Raw genomic sequence first — 21,459 nt, forward strand, 5'->3', positions numbered from 1 at the left:
TAGAATAAATCAGTTTCCATATATCAATTATGATATATTAAATCGATACAAAAACCGATGAGGGGTATAAAACCACGGATGAACAACCAAAAAGTGTATGAGCAGGCGCAAACAACGGATGCCCTTTTCGTCTTTGAGGACAACCCTTTGCTGCGGGCCGGATTGAAGATGAGCCACCTGCGCATGCTGGTCATGATCGAGGAGCACGGGCAGGTCAGCGCGGCCGCCGCCGCCATGAACATGACGCAGCCCGCAGCCTCGCGCATGCTCTCGGAAATGGAGGCGATCGTCAAATCACCCCTTTGTCAGCGGGCCTCGCGCGGCGTGGTGCTGACGAAATTCGGCGAGGCGCTGGCGCGGCGGGCGCGCACCATATTGCTGGAACTGCGCGAGGCAAGCCGCGAGCTGAACCAGATGAAATCCGGCAGCGGCGGCTCGGTCTATATCGGCGCCGTCACCGCGCCGGCGATCAGCCTCGTGGTTCCCGCCATAAGGCGCGCCATGGACACCTATCCCGGCATCGAAATCAACGTGCAGGTGGAAAGCAGCAACGTGCTGGCCCGCGAACTGCTGGCGGCCCGGCACGATTTCATCATCGGCCGGATACCGGACGATTTCGACCCCGGCCTCTTTTCCATCCATGAAATCGGCATAGAGCGCGCCTGTCTGGTGGTGCGCGAAGGCCACCCGCTGCTTCGCGGCGAGCCCGTGACCCTGCAGGATCTCTCCGGTTACGACTGGGTCTTCCAGCCGCCCGGCGCGCTTTTGCGCAGAACCATGGAGGATGTGTTCCTCACCCACGGCGTCGCCATGCCCCGCAACGTCATCAACACGCCATCCGTGGTGCTCACCCTTGCGCTTGTCTGCAACACGGATGCCATCGCCCCAATCGCGCAGGACATGGCCGAATTCGTTGCCGGCCAGCAGGCCGATATCGGCCGAACCCGGATATTGCCGACGGATTTCGAACTCGTCGTAAAGCCATACAGCATCATCACCACCAAGGGTCGCGTTTTGCCGCCCAGCGCCCGCCTCCTCTACGATCTGGTTCTGGATGAAAGCCGCAAACTGACCGGCCCGTGACGGCGGCAAGCCAGACACCACCTTCATGATCCATAAAGGCCGGATAGTCAGACCGGCGAGGGAAAAGCCGCATGCTCTTCGGACAATCCGTTTTCCAGTCGGTCGTCGACAGGCTGAAACACGAAAAAGAAACGGAAGAGGAAGGCGCGGAGCCGCCACCGCCCGCCGGTCACCGCATTGCCGGTTTCAGCTCGGGCTTTGTCATCGATACACATATTGAAACGCCGCCGCCCGCGAACGGCAATCTCGATGCCTATCTCGCCTTCCTGGCCGACCCCGCGCAACCGCCCGAACCGGAACCGATGCCGGCCCATCTCGAAAAGACGTCGCTTGCCGATGTTTCGGCGGAACTGGCGATCCACGACACCGATACGGCCGCAACGCTTGCGGAAAAGCGCCGCGCCTTTGCCCGCCTCAATCATCCCGACCGGGTGAAACCGCAGTTCCGGCACAATGCGACGCTGCGCATGACAGCGGCCAATCTCCTGATCGACCAGGCGATACGGATGCTGCGGGCGCGGGAGCATTTCCGGTAAAAGTGCCGGACGGCCTTATCTCGCAAAATACATGAAACGAAAGACAGGAGGCGCTTCAGCCCGAATCGTTCTTGTCGGTGGGCGCGCTTTCGGCGGCAGGCTCATCCGCGCCATTTCCGCTTTTGGGAGCATCGCTTGCGGGTTTGAACTTCAGCAGCAATTCATAGGCCGCATAGGCCCCGATGCCGGCAACGATGGTTCCCCAGAAAAACTCGCGATTGACGAATTCGATGACGGCCCATGCGGCGCAAAAGCCGACGATGAGCAACCGGACCCACAGGGGACGATAAAGCGGATGACTCGTATCGATATTCAGCATGGCGTTCCCGTCCCGGGCCTTTCCAGTCGATCGCATGATTGCGGTTCCACACCCAAAGGCGTGAAGATGCTTATGCGTCTTGGCGGTTTCACAGGCAAATTGCAACGCAATTCAGCCCCGCTGCCGATCAGGCTGGCGTGAAAGACCAGCGCAGGAAGACCGTCGCCGGTGCCGCAGGCAATGGCAAGACGGAACATCTGCGTCACAGGCAGCACCCTGCGGCGGCCCGTGCCTGGATTGCCCCCGCTCTCGCCGAAGGTCAGTCGCGCAGGCGCCCGAGCAGCGCCAGCAGCTGGTCGCGGGCCTTCTTGCCGCCGATCCTGTCGATCAGCTTTTCCTCACGATCCCGCCAGGTGTTGGAAAGCCGGTCGAGAAGGCTGCTGCCCTCCTCCGTCATGTCGAGGAAATGGACGCGCCTGTCCTCTTCCGATTTGCGGCGGACGAGCAGTCCCTTCTCTTCCATGCTGTCGACGATGGCGACGAAATTGGCGCGCTGTATGCCGAGCGCTTCCGCCACATCGCTCTGCTTGAGACCCGGATTGCCGCCGACGATGACGAGAACGGAAAAATCGGCCGGCCGCAATCCCTGCTCCGCCAGCACATCGGCAAAACCGTTTGCCACGGCAAGTTGCGAGTGCCGCAAATGATAGCTGATCGCAGTCGTCAGCAACCCATAGTCGATAGCCGTGATATGCGCCGCTTCCGCGCTGCCGCTTTCGGCCTTTTCCGTCCGCGGCCCGTTGCTGTGTGCCAATCGCAAAGCCATCCGATCCCCCGCCTGATTCGTTCCTTTACCTTGTCGAAATCATAACCGACAACGTCACGAAACTGTATCCTAAATAAATGTAGATGATACTAATATTGTATAATAATTTGACAGTTAATCGCCGGCAAAGCAAACTCGGACTCCGGATCGCCACCCGGCGAACAAAAAAAGTATGACTATTTACCCGCCAATTTTGAGGGGATAAAATCGCCTCCCGCGCCGTATTTGAAAGGCGTTGCCCTCATCCGACCGTCTCTTCGTGAAAGCGGCAAAACAGCGGTCCGACCCGGCAATAACATACTACTTATAAGGGAAACCCTATTGCGGCAAAAAGACAATACGTCAAACGACGCATCGCCCCGCCATCGCACAAGGGGCCCACGACCACCCCAAAACAGCCCCCACGCCGGGCTCCGCCCAAAAACAGGCAACGTTTCGCAAATCTCTGATTTTTAGACATTGATGCGAAAACAAAGCTGGGGTATGAACCAACCGCTGCACGCGATTCAAGCGTGACCGCTGCACCCGTAGCTCAGCTGGATAGAGTGTTGGATTCCGATTCCAAAGGTCACAGGTTCGAATCCTGTCGGGTGCGCCAAATTCCGCCGATTACCCTCCGCAGTACGCCATAGCCTCCGAACCTACGCCTTTATGTCTGGCAGGGGTCGGATCGCGGGAAAGAGCGTAGGAACGGCGGCATTCGGCGGCGGAAAAGTTCGAATCGCTTTCGGTCGAGTGATTGTCACAAGAATACGTTGCGGCCTAGTATGGCGGGAATGTGTCCTCATTCCGGCCGTTCGACGGACACTTGAGACCTCCCAAAAGCCGACATTGCTTGTGAAGTAGCCAAGCATCAGCCGATTACGTCGGCGTCTTTGTTCGAATCTCACGCGGTCAGCTACATACCGCCGATTATGCTCTTTGATCCGATCGACCTCGACTGTGGGTATTGGGGGCCAACTGTTGCCAGCAGACGTCATCCTCGTTTGGTGGCAGGAGCTGATCCCTGAAATGGGCGCCGTTCCATCGAAAGTGGATCGAATAATTTTCAGCGCGCTGGTGCCGCGAGTCGGCGCAGGTCATTATTCTCATGAATGTTATAACCGGATGCCGCCTGTCCGATGAGTGTGACGATTGCATCGGCCACGGTATCTGCGGGGATAGCGCCGTACCGCGACAATGGGCCAACCAGTATCGGCGTGAGCACTGCGAAAATCCTTTGGCCAATCGCTTCCAACACTCGCCGCTCGCCGCGTGTGCCGAGTAGGAAGCCGGGGCGGATAATATCGACCCGTTTGAAGCCGAGAGCCGCGACGGATTGTTCGATCTTGACCTTGGTCTGAAGATAGAATCCCGGTCCGCCGGCCCCTGCCGCGGTCACGAGGATGAACTGGCGCGCGCCGAGCGCTCTCGCACCTTGAGCGACCGCGAGAACATAGTCGTGATCAACGCGGAACATCGCGGCTTGCGAGCCGGCCGTGGCTATCGTCGTTCCCAGGCAGGAGATAGCGATATCGAAGCCGTCAGGCGCGACCGACTCCAATACGCCTGCGGGCTCCTGGCAAAGCCGCTCGAAATCGATAGCATGGTCGGACGCCCCTTTTCGTACGAGGCGGATAAGATCAACGTCGGGTCTGCCAGCCAGCCGTGTGCCAACGAGGCCGCCCACCAATCCGGTGCTACCGGCAATCAGGATGCGACGGGTCATCTGGCTGCTCCTTTTCCAAGAGGATTACAATCATGCCCCTCCCGCGCGGCTTCACCGCGTCAATGGAGACCGGCTGTTTCAGGCGCGTGAGGCCTCTTCATGTTCGATTCGCGCCAGCGGTTCGGCGGCATACCTTCCCATTCCCGGAATGCGCGGTAGAAGGATGTGGTGTCCTGATAGCCGAGCAGGCAGGCCACTTCATCGATGTCCGTAGCCGGGTCGATCAAGAGATGGCGACCCAGATGCCGGCGCGCTTCTGACAGCAAGTCACGGAAGGTCGAGCCTTCTTCTGTGATGCGACGCTGGAGGGTTCGATCGCTCATGCCCAGTTGCTTCGCCACGTCGGAAAGGCTAGGCTGGCCGCTCGCAAGGCTGCGCTTCAGCACGATCTTCACCTGTTCAGAAATGGAGCTTTGCGCTTCCAACTCACCGAGCGCCGCGCTCAGCGCCGGGGTCAGCATCTCGAGCATCTCGGGATTGTGTCCCGGGAACGGAAGATCGAGGTCGGCGGTGTCGAGTACCAGAAGGTTGCGCGGAGCCTCGGTGCGGATTGGGCAGCCGAAATAGTCCGCATAAATGGCGCCCACCGGTCCCGGTCGGGTTAGATCCAACCGTCGTGGCACGATGGCGCGCCCGGTAGCGCGCCTTCCCAGCTCCACCAACGTGGCGAACGTAATATCGACGGAGATGCCGGGTTCTGCTGCGATGGCGAAGGGCCATTCTGCGGATATGATGCAATCTCCATTAGCCTCGACAATCTGCAATTGCTCCGGCGTGCACAGGCGCTTGAACCGCGCGAGCCGGGTCAGCCCGTCGCGATAGTCGCGGGCATAGAAGGCAGCGAGGCTCGACGGCGGATGAACCGCCGTATCGACCGATTGCACCATCCGGATGCCAAGCGCGGGGTCGCCTGACAGGTCCGCTATTGCCTGCATCAGTGCAAAATATTGCGCCGTGGTGACGAAGGCCTGTGCGCCTAGATGAAGCGTTGCCGGCAGCCGGGCCTGCCGCAACAGCGCGGCGGGCGGGACACCGAACTGCTCAGCCGCCCGCCAGAACGCTTGCGGGACCTTGCATTTGTCGACCTGCACCATCATCGACCTCCTACGATCGCCTTCGTCTCCAGATATTCTTCAAACTCGCCAAGCCTGGCGGCGGCCGTTGCCGGATTGCTTTCAACCAACGGAAAGGCACCGCAAGAGCGAGCCTGAGCGCCATTCAGGATCACCTGAGCCGCTCGCAGTCGACTCGTCACCGGGCAGGTGGCCGGATTAATGATGTCCTGCGTATCAACTCCCGCTGAAGCGACCCGGGCGTCATCGATGTCGTTCTTCAGAATATCGCGCATCAAGGACACTCCGACTAGACTTTCTGGCTCTTCATGGCCTTGGCGATGCCGGTCGCCATCCGCATCATGCCGTCGAAGGCGCGATCGGACAGGATGCCGCGCATGAAGATCATGGGCTTGGCCCCAAAGCCGATCGCATAGCGGGTCTTGGGCTTTGGCGCAGTCACCGCCTTTGCGATCGTGTCGGCGATGATTTGCGGCGGAGACTGGCGCTTGACGCTGGCTTCGCCGATCATGGATTGCGCCATGGCGTTGGCCTGCACGGCGTAAGGGCCGTGACCGGACGTTTGTTTGAGCTTGTCGGCGGCAATGCCGGCCCATTCGGTCTTGATACCGCCGGGTTCGATCACGACGACGTCGATGCCGAAGGGCTGTACTTCCATGCGCAGGCAGTCGCTGATCGCCTCCAAGGCGAACTTCGTGCCGTGATACCAGGCGCCAAGCGGCGTGTGGATCTTGCCGCCCATCGAGGTGATGTTGATGATAGTGCCCGAACGCTTTGCCCGCATATGCGGCAAAGCGAGCTGGATCAGCCGCACCGCACCGAAGACGTTGACGTCGAACTGGGCGCGCGCCTCTTCCATCGGTACGTCTTCGATCGCGCCGTAGGAGCCGTAACCGGCATTGTTGACGAGAACGTCGATGCGGCCCGCCTCGGCAATGATCGTGTCGATCCCAGCCTGCATGGAGGCGTCATCGGTGACGTCCATCGCGAGGATCCGGATATCGGACTTCGTCAAATGCTGCATCCGGTCAACGCGGCGGGCCGCGCCGTAGACTATGTAGCCAAGCTCCTTGAGCTTGAGAGCGGTGGATTCGCCGATACCAGACGAAGCGCCGGTGACGAGTGCAACTTTGGTGGCCATGTGCGTCGTTCCTTTTGTTTGAACCGATTGCTTTTGCCGCCGTTCCAAGGCGGTAATGTCTTATGGACATCAAATAGCGAAGACGACACGCCATCACATTGGCGCAGTATGCCACAAAACTTGCTCATTGCGCCAAGATATTGGCGCGAAGCACTCGCTCTGCGGCGCGCAGTAAGATGCCTGTCAGCGAATGCTGTCTCATAGAGCCATTATCGAGCGCAGAAACGGCGATAGCCGAGCGGGCCACACCGTTAGCCAAGTGTCGCAGCAGGGAGTAGAGCGCTCAGAGGAGCGCGGCGGACAATACGATAGACCGCGGCAGGCGGTACGTTCTGCATTGTCTTACCGACGAAGCTCGCCTTGAGGCCGAGCCGATCGAGGATCGGGCGTGATACAGGGCAGCGCGGGCCGTAGGTGAACTGATAGAATGCGCCGCCGGCTCGCAGATGCCAGAACGCCCCCGCAAGGATTGCCATGACTTTGCGAGGCGGCATGCTGAGAAGCGGAAGTCCGCTGACCACGGCACCGATCATTTGTGGCTCGTCGAAGCAAACACCCTTAAGCCGGGCTGCATCCATCTGGATCACCCGCGCGCCGGGAAATCGCGAACCGAGGAGATCGGCGAACGCGGAGCCGTACTCGATCAGAGTAAGGTCGTGTAAAGCCACACCGCGGGCCAGAAGAGCACTGGTAAATACCCCCGTACCAGGGCCAAGTTCGATCACGGGCCCCGTCAATGGGCCAATGTCACGGGTCATCAGATCGGCAAGCGCGCGGCCCGACGGTGCAATGGCAGCCACCTGAAGCGGCTTAGCCGCCCAGGATTTGAGAAACGTCAGCATATCGCTTTGCAAATAAGTCTCCGGCAGGTTGAAGTAAGGTGCGCAAGTGAACGCCTTGTAAACTCGCAGTGATGTAGTCTCTCGAGTGGACGCAGCGGTCAGTTTCGGCTTCCAGAGAAAACGGCCTGTCGCCCTCGCGTTGGCGGTGGCGACGTGGGAGCAGCGTAGCTTCAATAGCGATGAAATTCTTTGGTCTGCCCCAGAAGCGAGATGCCTAGATAGCCTCTGAGCAGCATCTTGCTGCCCCTCATCTCGACATTGCACCGATAGGTCCTTCCCGACGAGGCGTCATAAAGCAAGCCTCCGCTCCATTGGCCGCCATCCCACTTTAGTCCCTGAATGAAAACGATGTTTTGGAGCGAGCGGCTTCGCAACGCAGGATCAGGGTTCTTGGCGTCTTTCTTGAAGGTCGTATTATCGCTCTCCATGATCTCGTTGCCGAAGAGAAGGTGCGCCCGGAACTCCGCGCCCGCTTTGAACATCTCGAGCTTTACGCTGCCGTCATCTGCCGCCCATCTGCCCAGTATGGAGTTTTGCGATGTCTGTTGAGCGAGTGCGGGGCCAGTTGCGGCCAAGCTTGTCATGGCAAACGCCGCGAGAAGCAGCGATCGGCGGGATGCCGTCAATGTGCGCATTTTAGTAATCCTCGGTACTTGGCCGTATGGCCTGAATGTTTGTGGTCGATCGGCTCTTACAGCGCCGCAATGGCATGCTGTTTGCCGTTGCCTTGAGCGGCGTTGGATTCGGCCTCCCATGCCTCCCAGGTCGAAAGCCGCGCCGAATAGGCGGCGCGTGCCACCGGCAGACCTTCGGTGCCGAGGAAAAACCGCAATGGCGGGGTTTGCTCATCCACCAGCTTAAGGATGGCTGCGGCCGTCGCACGCGGATCGCCGAATTCCATCTTCGCTCCGGCGGCGAAGGCTTGCTCCCGCAGCGGCGCATAAGCCTCAAGGCCTTCTGAAATCCTGAGGGAAGTTGCGCTGGCAAAGTCCGTGGCGTAAGCGCCGGGCTCGATCAGCGTCACCTTGATGCCGAAGCCTTCGACCTCCTGGGCAAGCGCCTCGTGCATCGCTTCCACCGCCCATTTGGACATGTTGTAGGCGCCTGCGATCGGATTTGCGACGATGCCTGCCACGCTGGAAACGCTGACGATGTGACCGTTCCCCTGCGCCCGTAGATAGGGAAGAGACGCCTGGATGACGCGGAGCATTCCGAACACATTAGTGTCCAGCTCGGCGCGAAGATCCCCTTCATCGATTTCCTCGATCGCACCGACCAATGCATAGCCGGCATTGTTGAGGACAATGTCCAGCCGTCCGAAGTACCGGTGCGCGTCTGCAACGGCTTGCCTGACGCCATCGGCATCGGTGACGTCGAGCGGAAGGGGCAATACGTGATCGCCGAAACGGCTGGCGAGTTCCGAGAGGCTCTCCGTGTTGCGGGCTGTGGCGGCAACCTTGTCGCCACGTTTTAGTGCAGCTTCGGCCCAGATGCGGCCGAAGCCCCTGGACGCACCTGTAATGAACCAGATTTTTTCCGGCATGCTGTTGATCCTTGTTGCTAACAACGCCAACAAGAATGGCAGGCGGACCAGGCGGAAGCATTGGCGCAAGGCGCCGACACTTTTGCGTAAGACGCCAATCGTGGCTTTGGCTCAGCTCGCATCGAGCCAATAGTCGCTCCGGGCACTCCCGCCCTGCAATTGACTGAATGCCATCCCGCAGCGGAGCATGTAGGCTTCGAACCGAGTTAAAGGAGTGCTATAGCGTAAACGTAGTTATCATCTTCACCCGGCGTGGCGCGCCAAATACCGCCGATTACCCTCCGCAGCACGATATAGCCGCCGAAGGTACGCCTTTATATCTGGAAAAATCCTGCCAAGCGCAAAAGATCGTAGAAACGGCGGCGTTCGACGGCGGAAAAATTCGAACCGCATTCTCAGTCCTCAAAAGTTGAGTGGCAGATGTTCGTTCAGGCAAATGTTGTGTCGAGTTAGTTTAGCTGCAACAGATGTCCAAATGCCGCATTGCGCAGGAAGCGCTCGGCAGATAGTCTCCGGGAGGTGTTATCAGGGCACTATGGGGATAGATGATCAAGCGATTGGGCTTTGCCGAACAATGCATCGTGCGCACTTTGTGCGCGCTTGCGTTGCTGTTGGTAGGCTTTGCCCATAAGCCACCGGTCCTGGCTAACAGCCAGATCCCTCTCAGAGAAATCGCACAATACGTCCTTCCAGACGGAACTCTTCCAGTTCTCTGCCTCCCATCGGAGGACGGCAAGGCCAAGCACGATCACCACGACATCGGATCGGGTTGCGAAGCGTGCCGTTTGACGGCTTCGGTGCTCCTGCCCGCTCCCGCCGATGCACTCGGGCTGCCAATCCTTCGCGAGGCTGAGCGTGTCACGCCGACCCGTGTTGAAGCGTTCTACCGTCAGCTCTTTCCGCCGAATACATCTCCTCGCGGACCTCCATCCGGCCTGACTGCATAAATTGCCGCTGGGATCAGCAGCTATTTGAGTCTGTGCCGGTTTGCTCCGCCTGTGGCGGAATACCTTCCGGCACATTGCCGGAACCCTTTCCATGTCAAACGAAACCACCGCGTCCGCATGCGCGGATCGCGCTCTCATCGCACCCGCGAGGAGCATCACAGCCATAGTCTATCCCGCCACAGCCGCCCTCGATCAGAGCGCGTCGCTTCTGCCTGCGGGATATCATCGCACACGAACAATCACTGCCTGCGAGCGGTTCGCGCCTCCGGCTGACACCAAAGGCACTTTCGTGGCCGCTCATCGCGGCAGCCAGACAATCACCATCAATCTCGGGGACTGCCAATGACACTCACTGCCGACACTCCGTCCGCAAGCGCGGACAAATCGCTCAGCCGGGCATTCTACAACACCGCATGGCGCTGGCATTTCTACGCCGGTCTCTATGTCGCTCCGTTTCTGATCATGCTGGCCATAACCGGCCTGATCATGCTCTGGTCATCAGTCCTTGTCGGTCGTGACGGCGAAAAACTCTATTCCGTCGTTTCGGCATCGCACACCATTGCGGTCTCCGAACAGGCGAATGCCGCGGTCTCCGCGGTTCCAGGCGGATCGCTCGTTCAGTACATCGTCCCGCGAACGGAAGATCAGCCAGCGGTCTTTCGTGTCAATGTCGACAAGCAGTCAACGATGGTAGCGGTCGACCCCTATCGGGGAACGGTCCTCGGCACATGGGAACGTCGCGACGCCCTCTATGACCTCGCCAACCTCATCCACGGGACTTTGTTGATTGGAACCCTGGGCGATCGATTGATCGAGATCGCCGCAGGCTTCGGCGTAGTTCTCATTGTCACTGGAACCTATCTCTGGTGGCCGCGCGAAGGTCGCGGAATTGCCAAGTCGCTTCGACCTCAACTGACTAGTCGCGGCCGCCAGCTCTGGAAGTCGCTCCACCAGACGGTCGGCATCTATGCCGCAATTCTTCTTCTGTTCTTCCTGATCTCCGGCCTGTCCTGGGCGGGCATCTGGGGGGAGAAGATGACACAGGCGTGGAGCACGTTCCCCGCCGAGAAATGGGACAACGTTCCTCTGTCCGATGTCACGCATGCCAGCATGAACCATAATGGCGTGAAGGATGTGCCGTGGGCGCTGGAGCAGACCCAGATGCCCGCCTCCGATCCCCATGCCGCCCATAATGGTCATGCCATGATGCCGCAGAATAGCGTCGACGGCCTCGATGCAGTCGTTGCACAGGCACGATCGCTCGGTTTCGATGGTCGTTTCCAGCTCTCCTTCCCGAATGGAGATACGGGCGTCTGGACGATCGCACGAGACACGATGAGCAATGACAGCGCCGACCCTCTGTCCGACCGAACCGTTCATATTGATCGCTACACCGGCAAGGTTCTGGCTGATGTCAAGTTCGCCGACTACAGCCCAGCCGGCAAGGCCATGGCTGTCGGCATCGCCATTCACGAAGGCGATCTGGGCGGCGGCTGGAATATCGCTCTCAACACGATCTTCTGTCTCTCGGTTATCTTCCTGTCCGTCAGTGGCATCGTGATGTGGTGGAAGCGTCGGCCATCCGGCGCGAGCCGCCTCGTAGCCCCTGTCGTTCCGGAAAAGATGTCGGTCTGGAAAAGCGGTGCGATCGTTATGGTCGCTGTCTCCCTGCTCTTCCCGCTCACCGGCGTCGTTCTCGTCACCGTGCTGGTGCTGGACCTGCTGGTCATCCGGCACGTGAAGCCGTTGAAGCGCGCGCTCAGCTAAATCTCACCCACATTCAAATGGAACGATCATGATGCAAAGACTGTTCAGGCTGCTTGCCATCATCCTCACACTCACATTCCCGGCCGTGGTTCATGCTCACGGCTTCAATATCGGCGATATCCGGATCGGCCACCCTTACGCGCGAGCCATGCTGCCGGGCGCCAAGGTTGGCGGCGGTTACCTCAAGATCGTCAACGACGGCGCAGCAGACCGCCTTGTCAGCGCAAAATCCGATCGCGCCACCTCGGTCCAGCTCCATGAAATGAAGATGGATGGCGGCATCATGATCATGCGTGAGCTGAAGGACGGCATCACGATCCCAGCCAATACCACCGTCGAACTGAAGCCGGGCGGCTATCACGTCATGTTCATGAACGTGACCCGGCCCTTCAAGGAAGGCGAGATGGTGAAGGCCACGCTCTCTTTCGAGAAAGCCGGCACGGTCGAGGTTGAATTCCAGGTCGGCCCTGCCGCTGGCGGCATACCTGAAATGAAGCACGGAGACCATGCGAATGCCCATGGCGATCACGCATCGGCGCAGACGGAAGCCAAAGTGTCCGGGGATGCGATGAAGGACATCCCGGCAAAAATGAAGGCGATCTTCGAGACGGCGGACAAGCCACTCTCCGTCGAACCCGTCGTCATCCAGGGCGACTGGGCGATCGCCGGCTGGACCCAGGACGGCAAAGGCGGTCGCGCTCTTCTCAAAAAGACAGACGCTGGCTGGAGCATTCACCTGTGCAGTGGCGACGGCCTGAAGGACGCCAAGGGCCTGCGCATGATGGGACTGTCGGAGACGGACGCGACTGCCATCGCCGCAAAGCTGACGGATGCCGAAAAGCACATTCCCGCAGCAAAGCTTGCACTGTTTGCCAGCTTTGAAGGGACAGTCATGGTTGAGGGTGATGAGGCCTCCGCAGCCCATGGCGAGCACCAGGGTCATGGCAAATGACTGCACGCAATCCGCTATTGCCGATCTTCGCGGGTTGCGCCGCAATCTTCGTTTCCCTCCTTGTCGGGGTCATGGTCTGGGTCGGGCTCGACAGCCCGCGCCCGGGGCCATTCAGAACGCATTTTTCGCTGGTCGATGATCGCGGCAACCCTGTCGATCAATCCATATTCAAAGGGAGCCCATCCCTTGTCTACTTTGGCTACACCCACTGCCCGGAAGCCTGCCCTACGACCTTGTTCGAGGTCGCAGGCTACCTGAAGGCTCTGGGGAAGGACGGTGCGCCGTTGAAGACCTATTTCTCCTCGGTGGACCCGGAACGGGACACGCCTGAGGTGATGCATGGCTATGTCACTGCCTTCACGGATCGGATCACCGGTGTCACGGGCGAGCCTGAAGAGATGCGCAAGGTCATCGATGGCTGGATGGTACATGCCGCGAAGCTTCCGAGCGACGATGGCGACTACCACATGAGCCACACGATGTCGCTGCTCCTGATCGGCGCGGATGGCCGGCTGAAGGGATTGCTACCTTACGGCGCCGACCCGGACCAGGCCCTGAAAACGATCAGGAGCACGCTTCTCTGAGCATGGCGGCTCCGCCACAGGCGGACCAGCCCCCAAGAACGTTAACATTCTCAAGGACACGATCATGAATCGTCGGGAGTTCAATCTCTTTATGGCCGCCACGGGAGCTGGCCTTCTTCTCAACGGTGCGGCCGCCTCACACGCACAGTCTCCTGCCGATGGGCCGGTCTTCGCGATGCTGATCCATCCAAAGATGATCCTCCTGGATCTCATCGGTCCGATGACTGTGTTCAACATGACCAGGGGCAAGGTGCATCTCGTCTGGAAAGACCAGACACCGGTCTCCACCGATGTCGGCATTCCGGTCGCCGCCACAACGACATTCAAGGACTGCCCGCGCGACGTGGATGTCTTCTTTATTCCGGGCGGACTCGCCGGTTCGACGGACCTTATGGAGGATGCTGAAACACTCTCGTTCGTCAGGGAGATGGCCGCCGGTGCGAAGTACGTCACAGCCGTCTGCACCGGTACGCTCGTCCTTGGCGCTGCCGGGCTGCTTCAGGGCAAGCGGGCAACAACGCTGTGGAACGTCCGGGATATCCTGCCGACATTCGGGGCAATCCCGCTGCATGACCGTGTCGTGGAGGATGGCAACATTATCACGGGCGGCGGTTCCACAGCCGGGCTGGACTTCGGTCTCTCGATCGTCGCCCGACTTCGCGGCGACGAAGCAGCCAAGCGGATCCAGTTGATCATCGAATACGATCCCCACCCGCCATTCGACGCCGGCAGCCCCGAAAAGGCCGGGCCGGAAATCACCAACTCATTTCTCAAGGCGCGCAGGTCCGTAATGGACGAGGCCAAAGCGGCGGCTTTGCGCGCTGCGGAACGCCTCAAAAGCTAAATATTCGCACCCGTTTTTCACTCATCAACGCGTTTCCGGAAGAAAACCATGATCGATATCGACCGTCGAACTGCCACTCTTTTCGCGCTTCTCGCTCCCTTTGCCGCATCCACCGCAGCGGCCCAATCCGAGCATCCACATAAAATGCCGGAGCTCGGCAAGGGCACGCCTCGCGATATGACTAAGGTACCGTGGATGGGGAACGAGGTGATCGCCATGCTGGTCTACCCCGGCATGACCGTCATGGATCTGATCGGACCTCATTGCATGTTCGGGTCCTTGATGGGCGTCAAGATCCACATCGTCGCCAAGTCGCTCGACCCGGTAACGAGCGATGCGGGCCTGACCGTGGTCCCCGATGCAACTTTCGAGACCTGCCCTCGGGATCTCACGGTGCTCTTCACGCCTGGTGGCACGGAGGGGACGATCGCCGCCGCGACGGATCCCGACACGATTGCCTTCATGTCCGATCGCGGTTCTCGGGCCAAGTACGTCACCAGCGTTTGCTCAGGCTCGCTGATCCTTGGTGCGGCAGGCCTGCTGAAAGGGTACAAGGCTACCTCGCACTGGTCGTGCCGGGATGCACTGGCAGGCTTTGGCGCGATACCGACTGACGATCGCGTGGTCCGCGATCGCAACAGGATTACGGGCGCGGGCGTGACCGCCGGACTGGATTTCGGCCTTTCCATGGTCGCCGAATTGCGAGACCAGATTTACGCCGAATGCAGCCAGCTCATGAGCGAATACGATCCGCACCCGCCGTTTAATGCCGGGTCGATGAGGACGGCTCCCACCGATGTGAAACAGGCCATGGTCGAACTGGCCGCCGGTTTCACGAAGCAGGCCGAGGCGCTGGCAGCTTCCTTCACGAGATAATCAAGACCTTTCCCCTCTCCCAATTGTGCGCCGTGCAACGAGGCTATCGCACGCTGCTGGTGCTCTAGATCTGGAATTTTCGACAATGAGACATTTGAAACTTGTGCTCCTGATGAGCACGGCGCTGGCAACTCCGTTGTTCGCACAGGAGCAATCGGCAACGGAACTTGAACCGATTATTATCGAGGCTTCGAAAGGAGGGCGGATCGTCTCCACGACTGCTGGCGAGGTCGATGGATATCGCGCGCTTACGGCAACCAGCTCGACCCTGACCGACACGCCCCTTCGCGAAGTGCCTCAGTCAATCCAGGTTCTGCCACGCAGCGTCATTGACGATCAGGGTATTACATCGATCGGCGAGGCTCTGAAAAACGTCAGCGGTGCGGTCGGACAGTCGGCGCTTCAGACGCCGGTCTATAATTCCAACTACATTCGCGGCTTTCCCGCCGAAATCTATATCGATGGAATGACCACCTATCTTCAGAGTGGCGATCCGAATTCCTTCGCCGATGTCGAGCGGATCGAGGTTCTGAAGGGGCCTAGCGCCATTCTTTATGGCGGTGGTGTTGGAGCCCCGCTTGGTGGTGTCATCAACGTCGTCTCGAAACTGCCGACTGTAGAAAGGTTTGCCGAAATTGGCGGCACGATGGGCAGCGAGGGCTATTACGCGCCTTATTTCGATATAAATCAGCCGCTGAATAGTGAAGGCACTGTGCTCTTTCGCGGAACCGGAACATATGTGAAATCCGGCTCCGAGGTCGATGTCATCGACACCGATCGATATTCCTTCAACCCGACGCTGACGCTCACCAACAACGAAGACACGACTCTGACCCTGCAGGGTCGCATCTCGCGCTGGGAGCAGCAGGAATACCAGGGCCTCCCCGCCGTCGGCACTGTCACCGGCCCGTTCCGGCTCAATCGCGACCTCTTCATCGGCAACCCGGATGTGCCGGACAGTTTCTCGGAAACCAAAAGCATAACGGCGACGCTCGACCACGAATTCGACGACACATGGTCGAGCAGCACGAAGCTGCGCTACGGAAAAAGCTCTTACAATCAGTTGTCGCAAATCATCGTCAGCAACGCCCCGGACGCCGGGGGCTCGTCGTGGAACCTGTATAACCAGGCTGTCGAGGAAGACCGCGAGGAGTTCGCCATATCCTCGCATGTGCTGGGCGAATTCTCCTCCGGCATGTTCGACAACAAGGTTCTGTTCGGGGCCGATTTCAGCCGGATGTCCGAGCGGGCAATCATGTACATGGACATGATGCCAGCCGCAGTCATCGACCTCATGAACCCGGGGGGCTGGCCGGACTATGAACGTCCGACCGGTGTTGCGATGTCAAACGGCGACAATGTCTATCAAACGTATGGAGCATTCGCCCAGCTGCAGTCGACCTATGCAGACCGTCTTCATCTGCTGGCCGGCCTGCGCCTCTCCCGTCTCGAAATCGATCAACAGTCGATCACCTATGACCGCACGGATACCACGGCGGAAACTAGGATTCTTCCACGTGTCGGCGCCGTGTTTGACGTGACCGACCAGATTTCCGTCTTTGCCGACTACAGCGAAGGCATGAAGGGCAACCCCTTCTACTTTTATTCCGGGACTGCCGTTCCCGAGACCTCGAAGCAGTACGAAGCCGGCATAAAATTCGATCTCGACAACGGCATTTCAGGCAGTGCCGCGGTCTTCCAGATCGAAAGATCGAACGTGCCGGTCACCGATCCGAGCGACCCGATGATGCTGACGAGCCTGGCGATCGGCGAACAACGTTCGCGCGGCTTCGACGCCGAGGTCACCTGGCAGCCGGACGAACATTGGAAGATCATGGCAAACTACGCATACGTGGATGCCAGATTGACCGAGGATATTCCCGGCGGCGCACCGGCCGGCAACAGGATCAATGCCATTCCGAGGCATTCCGGCGGCCTCTGGGTGGACTACAGCTTTGGCGACGACGGTGCGTTGAAGGGCTGGAGCGCCGGCGCCGGGATCCACGCTGCATCCGGGGCACCACTCGCACTCGACAATGTGTATGAGACCGAAGGTTACGTGACGGCGGATGCTGCCCTCAGATACAAGAACGAAAACGGGTTTGCCGCAAATCTTGTCGTGAAGAACCTGACCGATGAGGAGTATTTTATGCCTTACGCCTATCTGGTCGGTGGTGTCGCGGCCGCACCCGGTCGTTCAGTCTTCCTGACGGTTTCACAGCGGTTCTGAGTGGTCCGCTACGTGGGGCATATTGGCGTCTCCCCTCATGAGACGCCATGGCTTCCCGAAACCTTTCGCGTGGAAAAGTGTCGCGTGGTTCGAACACACATAGCCAGAACAGGACCAGCCAGGCATATCACGCCGCTGGCGGCCAATATGGCATCGCGGCCAAACGCACTGGCAAGTGGCGTCATCAATGAGAGCCCCGCCGGTGCCAGCCCGTACGAAAAAAGGAAATCCAATGAGGAAACCCTGGACAATCGATCGCGGGGTATTTCCTTCTGGATGGCCGTGAACCACGGCACATTGAATATCTCGATCCCGACTCCGGCAACAAAGAAAGCCGTAATCGGTACAGCTATATAGTCTGCAATCAGCAGGCTGAACGGGACAAGTCCATAGAGCGACAGACCGACGAGCGCCGTCCAACCTGTATTCACTGGGCGCCAGCGCGTGACCAAAACAGCGCCGGCGAGCGCACCGATCATGTAGGCGGTTGCCGTCGCGGTCATGAGCGTCGCTCCGCCCGAAACCTCCTGGCTTATACCGGGCACGAGCACGGCAGTTACAGAGTAACCCGTCGCGATGACGGTGGTCAGAGCCGCAAGCCCCGCAATGAACCAGGGGTGTCGCTTCGCTTCCTGAGCGCCGGCGAGGAATTCGTGAAAGAACGAAAACGTCGCGCGCTCAAGGCTTTGCGATGCATCCCTTGTTTGCTGACTTTTCCCCTGGGGTGGGATCGTCGCACTGACCAACCAAAGAACCGCAATTGCAGATAATGCCGCCTCAGTTCCAAGAACGATCGCGAGGAAGCTGACTGCCGCGGGACCAGCAAGGCTCGTCACCCGGACGGATATGCTCATGGCGGCATTGGCGGCCTGAAGCCCATCGATTGATACGACCTCTGGAACGATGGCCTGATAGGCAGGTCGACATGCGCCTTGCCCCATGCCAACGACGATCGCCCCCAGCAACAAGATTACCGAAGTCCATGGTTCGGAGCCGAAGAGGCCGGCAATGATGAGGGGGACACTAGCCATGCCGGCAAGACTGGAAACAAGGATAACACGTCTCGGCCCCATGCGATCAGACAGGATCCCACCCACCGGAACGGCGATCAGGAAGCCTACTGTACGTGCCGCCAGAGCGATCCCCAGTTCAGTTGCGGTAATTGTCCCTTTGACCGTGACAAGGCCCAGAACAAACGGCAATGCCCATGTCGCAAGTCCCGACGCGGTGCTGCCGATCCATAGACGCAGGAATGGGACTGACAAGGAAACTTTCATGCGGTGCGATCAATGAGGGACGATTGGGAAGCGCGTCGAAAATCGGGCCTCGAGGTTAAGGTGCGAGGGGATTAGGACGCCGGAAGCTGTGAATGATGTCTTCGGCTTGTTCTGCGTTTGCGAAGATCGACACGTCCCGGAACAAGCGATCCGCACCCTTCTCGTCCAGCAAGCCACATTCGACGACAGCCCTTGAGATCGAGATGCTGTTGCTGCTGGCATGTTTTGCAACACGCAAAGCCGCCGGGTATCCGAATATCTCCGCAAGTGCCGTCGAAAGCGCGAGGGAGGATGATGCGTCCCTGTTTGCTACTGCAGAATTGACCGTGAGGCCCTTCACGCAGCCGTACGCAAAGAGCGGAATTGCGCGGCGCATCAATCGAATGGATTCGCTCAGGCTCTCTAGGATGATGGATTCCCAGACATTGAGGTCGAGCTCGCCTTCTGCCGCACGGGTGACCGTGGCGTCGTTGCCGATAACCCGGAACGCAACCTGCATGATCATCTCCGGCATGACCGGATTGACCTTGCCAGGCATGATGGACGAACCGGGCTGAACTGGCGGCAGGGTGATTTCGCTCAAACCGGCACGAGGACCGGAAGACATCAGCCGCAAGTCGGACGCGAACTTGGACAAGCTCACGGCGGTTGCCTTTAGCCCCGCTGAGACGCCGATCCAGAAATCTGCATTCTGCAGGGCATCGAAGGAGTTGCTCTCGGCGTGATAGGCCTTGCCCGTCAATGACCTGAGTTCTTCGAAGACATAGGCACGATAGTTCGCTGTCGCTCCAAAGCCTGTTCCCACCGCCGTGGCGCCGAGGGGAAGGCTCAGGCAACCGTCTTCCAGACGCTTAAGTTCCTGTACATGTCGCTCGAACGCGCCGCGATACCCTGAGAACTGCTGGCCGAAGGTAATCGGAAGCGCGTCCTGCAGGCAGGTTCGGGCGAGCTTCACGACGCCCGAGAACTCCGCTTCCTTTTGCGATATGGCCGCGATGAGCCCATTGAGAACATGGCAAAGAGCGTCCAGCTCACCGCCGACGGCCATTTTCATGGCGGACGGAATGACGTCGTTGGTCGACTGGCTCATATTGACATGGGTGTTGGGATGCACCGGATCAGGCCCCAGGCGCCCCGTCAGGATCTCGCTCGCCTCGTTGGCAAGCACTTCGTTCACATTCATGTTCGCGGCCGTGCCACCTCCGCCGTGATAGATATCGACGGGGAAATGTTCCCTCGACGTTTCCGCAAGGCAGCCGGACGCAGCAGCGTCGATGGCATCGGCAATGCCGGGCTCGAGTTTTCCGTCCCGCCGGTTAGCCCGCGCCGCCGCCTGCTTGATGGTCAGGATCGCCGGTACGAACCCCTCGATGTCGGCGATGGTGCGGCCGGAGATCGAAAAATTCTCGACAGCCCGCACCGTCTGGATGCCATAGACGATGTGGTTTGCGATAAGCCGCGTGCCGAGAGCGTCTTCTTCCAGACGAGCGGATGGGATGGCGGATACGAGTGCGGACGGCTCTTTCGGGGTCATGGGATGTCTAGGCCTGACTCGACATCTGAGCGCGGATCTCCTCGAAGATCCGTATCCAGCTTCTCGCACCCTGCCGAAGTCGCTCGCTGTCGTAACGCTCATCGGGAGCGTGGATGGCATCGCTGGGCAGAATGAAACCGATGACCACGCATTCCGTCTGCAGGGCCTCGCTGAGTTGTTCGACCAACGGGATGGCGCCTCCCGTCCCACGCAGAATGACAGGCGTTCCCCATTCTTTCTCAAGCCCTCGAGCCGCCGCCTTCAGGTAGGGGCTGTCCTGCGACAGCACGACCGCGGAACTACCACCCTGGCCCTCGAACTCGACACGGCACCCGTCCGGCACCATCCGTTCGACATGGCTGCGGAAGCGCTGGCGGATCGTTTCCGGCGATTGTCCGGCCACCAGCCGGAAGGACAGCCGCGCGGTTGCCGATCCCGGCAAGACTGAGCGTTCGCCCGGCCCCTGATTGCCCCCGGTAATGCCGTTTATATCGACGGTCGGGCGACCCCACATCGCTTCGATCGGCGCGTAGCCCTCCTCCGCTATTCCGCCTGCAAGGTCGACATCGGCGAACAGTTCGGGCTGCAATGAAAGCTCCTGCCATTGCCGGCGCACGGCATCAGGGATGTCGCGCACCCCATCATAGAAACCATCGATAGCAACCCTCCCCTTGCCGTCATGCAGGCTTGCGAGAATGGTGCTCAGAACCCGGATCGGGTTGGCCGCAACCGCACCGTAATGCCCCGAATGCAAGTCCGGATTGGGGGCGGAGATCGTCACACGTTCGTGGACCAGCCCCTTGAGCTGGGTGGTAATCGCCGGCTGCGTCGCCGACCACATCTCGGCATCACAAATGAAGGCAACATCGCAGGCGAGGTCTTCCCGGTGCGCCTCGATGAAATCCGCCAAACTCGGCGATCCGCACTCCTCTTCGCCTTCAAGCATGACGATGACGTCTGCGGGAAATTCGCCATGCACGCTTTTCCACGCCCGCAATGCCTCGATGAAGGTCCAGAGTTGGCTCTTGCTGTCAGAAGTGCCGCGCCCATAGAACCTGTGGACGCCATCCTCCTTGAGGACGGTCGGCTCGAAGGGCGGGTGTTTCCACTGGCTGATATCACCGACGGTCTGGACGTCGTAGTGTCCGTAGAACAGGAGGCGTGGTTTGTTTTCTGTCGAAGCCGTGAAGGAGCGAGCGAGAACGACCGGATGACCCTTTGTCGCCAGAACATCCGCCGCAAGCCCCATGAAAGAAAGCTCCTGTCGCAGCCATTCCGCCGCCCGTGTAATCCCTTCTTCGCCAGAAGGTTCGCTGGAGATCGACGGTATCGAAACCAGTTCAAGCAATTTGCCCACGGTAACATCAAACTTGTCGTCGATATCACGCAGCACGTCTTCAGTCTTTGGCACGTCTTTTCCTTCCCGTATCCTTGAAC

The 21,459-nt window shown here is 59.4% G+C and carries 21 protein-coding genes and 1 tRNA gene; 10 read left to right on the forward strand and 12 right to left on the reverse strand.

Annotated features, from left to right (window positions below; all coding sequences use genetic code 11):
- Positions 1–78 precede the first annotated feature (78 nt).
- Both FGF54_RS10465 and FGF54_RS10470 read left to right on the forward strand, forming a co-directional pair.
- Positions 79–1,083, forward strand: coding sequence for a LysR family transcriptional regulator (locus FGF54_RS10465; protein WP_020808912.1), 1,005 nt, complete (start codon positions 79–81; stop codon positions 1,081–1,083).
- A 71-nt stretch (positions 1,084–1,154) separates the two neighbouring features.
- The gene (locus FGF54_RS10470) at positions 1,155–1,619 is read left to right on the forward strand and encodes a hypothetical protein (protein WP_142779614.1); all 465 of its coding nucleotides are present in this window, start codon (positions 1,155–1,157) and stop codon (positions 1,617–1,619) included.
- A 55-nt stretch (positions 1,620–1,674) separates the two neighbouring features.
- Here FGF54_RS10470 and FGF54_RS10475 read toward each other — a convergent pair whose 3' ends face one another.
- On the reverse strand, positions 1,675–1,938 hold the full coding sequence (locus FGF54_RS10475) for a hypothetical protein (RefSeq protein ID WP_142779615.1): 264 nt from the start codon (positions 1,936–1,938) through the stop codon (positions 1,675–1,677).
- Between the two features lie 259 nt (positions 1,939–2,197).
- On the reverse strand, positions 2,198–2,704 hold the full coding sequence (locus tag FGF54_RS10480; protein WP_003520548.1) for a MarR family winged helix-turn-helix transcriptional regulator: 507 nt from the start codon (positions 2,702–2,704) through the stop codon (positions 2,198–2,200).
- Between the two features lie 521 nt (positions 2,705–3,225).
- Between FGF54_RS10480 and FGF54_RS10485 the strand changes: the two genes are divergently transcribed.
- Positions 3,226–3,302, forward strand: a tRNA-Arg gene (locus FGF54_RS10485).
- A 450-nt stretch (positions 3,303–3,752) separates the two neighbouring features.
- Here FGF54_RS10485 and FGF54_RS10490 read toward each other — a convergent pair.
- The 7 genes from FGF54_RS10490 to FGF54_RS10520 form a co-directional block, all read right to left on the reverse strand.
- Positions 3,753–4,412: a hypothetical protein gene (locus FGF54_RS10490; RefSeq protein WP_104217319.1), complete on the reverse strand. Its 660-nt coding sequence runs from the start codon at positions 4,410–4,412 to the stop codon at positions 3,753–3,755.
- Between the two features lie 59 nt (positions 4,413–4,471).
- Positions 4,472–5,506: an AraC family transcriptional regulator gene (locus FGF54_RS10495; RefSeq protein WP_142780203.1), complete on the reverse strand. Its 1,035-nt coding sequence runs from the start codon at positions 5,504–5,506 to the stop codon at positions 4,472–4,474.
- Complete coding sequence (locus FGF54_RS10500) at positions 5,506–5,760, reverse strand: hypothetical protein (RefSeq protein ID WP_104217321.1); 255 nt, start codon at positions 5,758–5,760, stop codon at positions 5,506–5,508. Before FGF54_RS10500 ends, FGF54_RS10495 begins: the two co-directional genes overlap by 1 nt.
- Before the next feature lie 14 nt (positions 5,761–5,774).
- The gene (locus FGF54_RS10505) at positions 5,775–6,626 is read right to left on the reverse strand and encodes an oxidoreductase (protein ID WP_142779616.1); all 852 of its coding nucleotides are present in this window, start codon (positions 6,624–6,626) and stop codon (positions 5,775–5,777) included.
- Positions 6,627–6,877: 251 nt separating this feature from the next.
- On the reverse strand, positions 6,878–7,468 hold the full coding sequence (locus FGF54_RS10510) for a class I SAM-dependent methyltransferase (protein ID WP_210247433.1): 591 nt from the start codon (positions 7,466–7,468) through the stop codon (positions 6,878–6,880).
- 170 nt (positions 7,469–7,638) lie between these two features.
- Positions 7,639–8,103: a DUF2147 domain-containing protein gene (locus FGF54_RS10515; protein WP_142779617.1), complete on the reverse strand. Its 465-nt coding sequence runs from the start codon at positions 8,101–8,103 to the stop codon at positions 7,639–7,641.
- Between the two features lie 56 nt (positions 8,104–8,159).
- The gene (locus FGF54_RS10520; RefSeq protein WP_142780205.1) at positions 8,160–9,011 is read right to left on the reverse strand and encodes an SDR family oxidoreductase; all 852 of its coding nucleotides are present in this window, start codon (positions 9,009–9,011) and stop codon (positions 8,160–8,162) included.
- 545 nt (positions 9,012–9,556) lie between these two features.
- Here FGF54_RS10520 and FGF54_RS10525 point away from each other — a divergent pair.
- The 7 genes from FGF54_RS10525 to FGF54_RS10555 all read left to right on the forward strand — a co-directional run bounded on the left by FGF54_RS10525 (position 9,557) and on the right by FGF54_RS10555 (position 17,211).
- Positions 9,557–9,958 (forward strand): DUF2946 family protein, encoded by a 402-nt coding sequence (locus FGF54_RS10525; RefSeq protein WP_142779618.1) that lies wholly within the window; start codon positions 9,557–9,559, stop codon positions 9,956–9,958.
- 342 nt (positions 9,959–10,300) lie between these two features.
- Entirely contained in the window at positions 10,301–11,725 is a 1,425-nt protein-coding gene (locus FGF54_RS10530) for a PepSY domain-containing protein (protein WP_142779619.1), read from the forward strand.
- Positions 11,726–11,753: 28 nt separating this feature from the next.
- The gene (locus tag FGF54_RS10535; protein WP_246666941.1) at positions 11,754–12,677 is read left to right on the forward strand and encodes a copper uptake system-associated protein; all 924 of its coding nucleotides are present in this window, start codon (positions 11,754–11,756) and stop codon (positions 12,675–12,677) included.
- Positions 12,674–13,261, forward strand: coding sequence for an SCO family protein (locus FGF54_RS10540; protein ID WP_142779620.1), 588 nt, complete (start codon positions 12,674–12,676; stop codon positions 13,259–13,261). The genes FGF54_RS10535 and FGF54_RS10540 overlap by 4 nt, the downstream gene beginning before the upstream one ends.
- A gap of 64 nt (positions 13,262–13,325) precedes the next feature.
- The gene (locus FGF54_RS10545; RefSeq protein WP_142779621.1) at positions 13,326–14,105 is read left to right on the forward strand and encodes a DJ-1/PfpI family protein; all 780 of its coding nucleotides are present in this window, start codon (positions 13,326–13,328) and stop codon (positions 14,103–14,105) included.
- A 48-nt stretch (positions 14,106–14,153) separates the two neighbouring features.
- The gene (locus FGF54_RS10550; protein ID WP_142779622.1) at positions 14,154–14,981 is read left to right on the forward strand and encodes a DJ-1/PfpI family protein; all 828 of its coding nucleotides are present in this window, start codon (positions 14,154–14,156) and stop codon (positions 14,979–14,981) included.
- An 85-nt stretch (positions 14,982–15,066) separates the two neighbouring features.
- Entirely contained in the window at positions 15,067–17,211 is a 2,145-nt protein-coding gene (locus tag FGF54_RS10555; RefSeq protein WP_142779623.1) for a TonB-dependent siderophore receptor, read from the forward strand.
- 35 nt (positions 17,212–17,246) lie between these two features.
- Here FGF54_RS10555 and FGF54_RS10560 read toward each other — a convergent pair whose 3' ends face one another.
- From FGF54_RS10560 to FGF54_RS10570, 3 genes are read right to left on the reverse strand one after another with little or no spacing between them, the layout of a single operon-like run.
- Positions 17,247–18,488, reverse strand: coding sequence for an MFS transporter (locus FGF54_RS10560; RefSeq protein WP_168208059.1), 1,242 nt, complete (start codon positions 18,486–18,488; stop codon positions 17,247–17,249).
- A 55-nt stretch (positions 18,489–18,543) separates the two neighbouring features.
- Positions 18,544–20,022 (reverse strand): aspartate ammonia-lyase, encoded by a 1,479-nt coding sequence (locus FGF54_RS10565; protein WP_142780208.1) that lies wholly within the window; start codon positions 20,020–20,022, stop codon positions 18,544–18,546.
- Positions 20,023–20,029: 7 nt separating this feature from the next.
- Positions 20,030–21,433 (reverse strand): M20/M25/M40 family metallo-hydrolase, encoded by a 1,404-nt coding sequence (locus tag FGF54_RS10570; protein ID WP_142779624.1) that lies wholly within the window; start codon positions 21,431–21,433, stop codon positions 20,030–20,032.
- Positions 21,434–21,459: the final 26 nt, after the last annotated feature.

Source organism: Agrobacterium sp. T29 (genome assembly GCF_006970545.1).
GTDB classification, from domain to species: domain Bacteria; phylum Pseudomonadota; class Alphaproteobacteria; order Rhizobiales; family Rhizobiaceae; genus Agrobacterium; species Agrobacterium leguminum.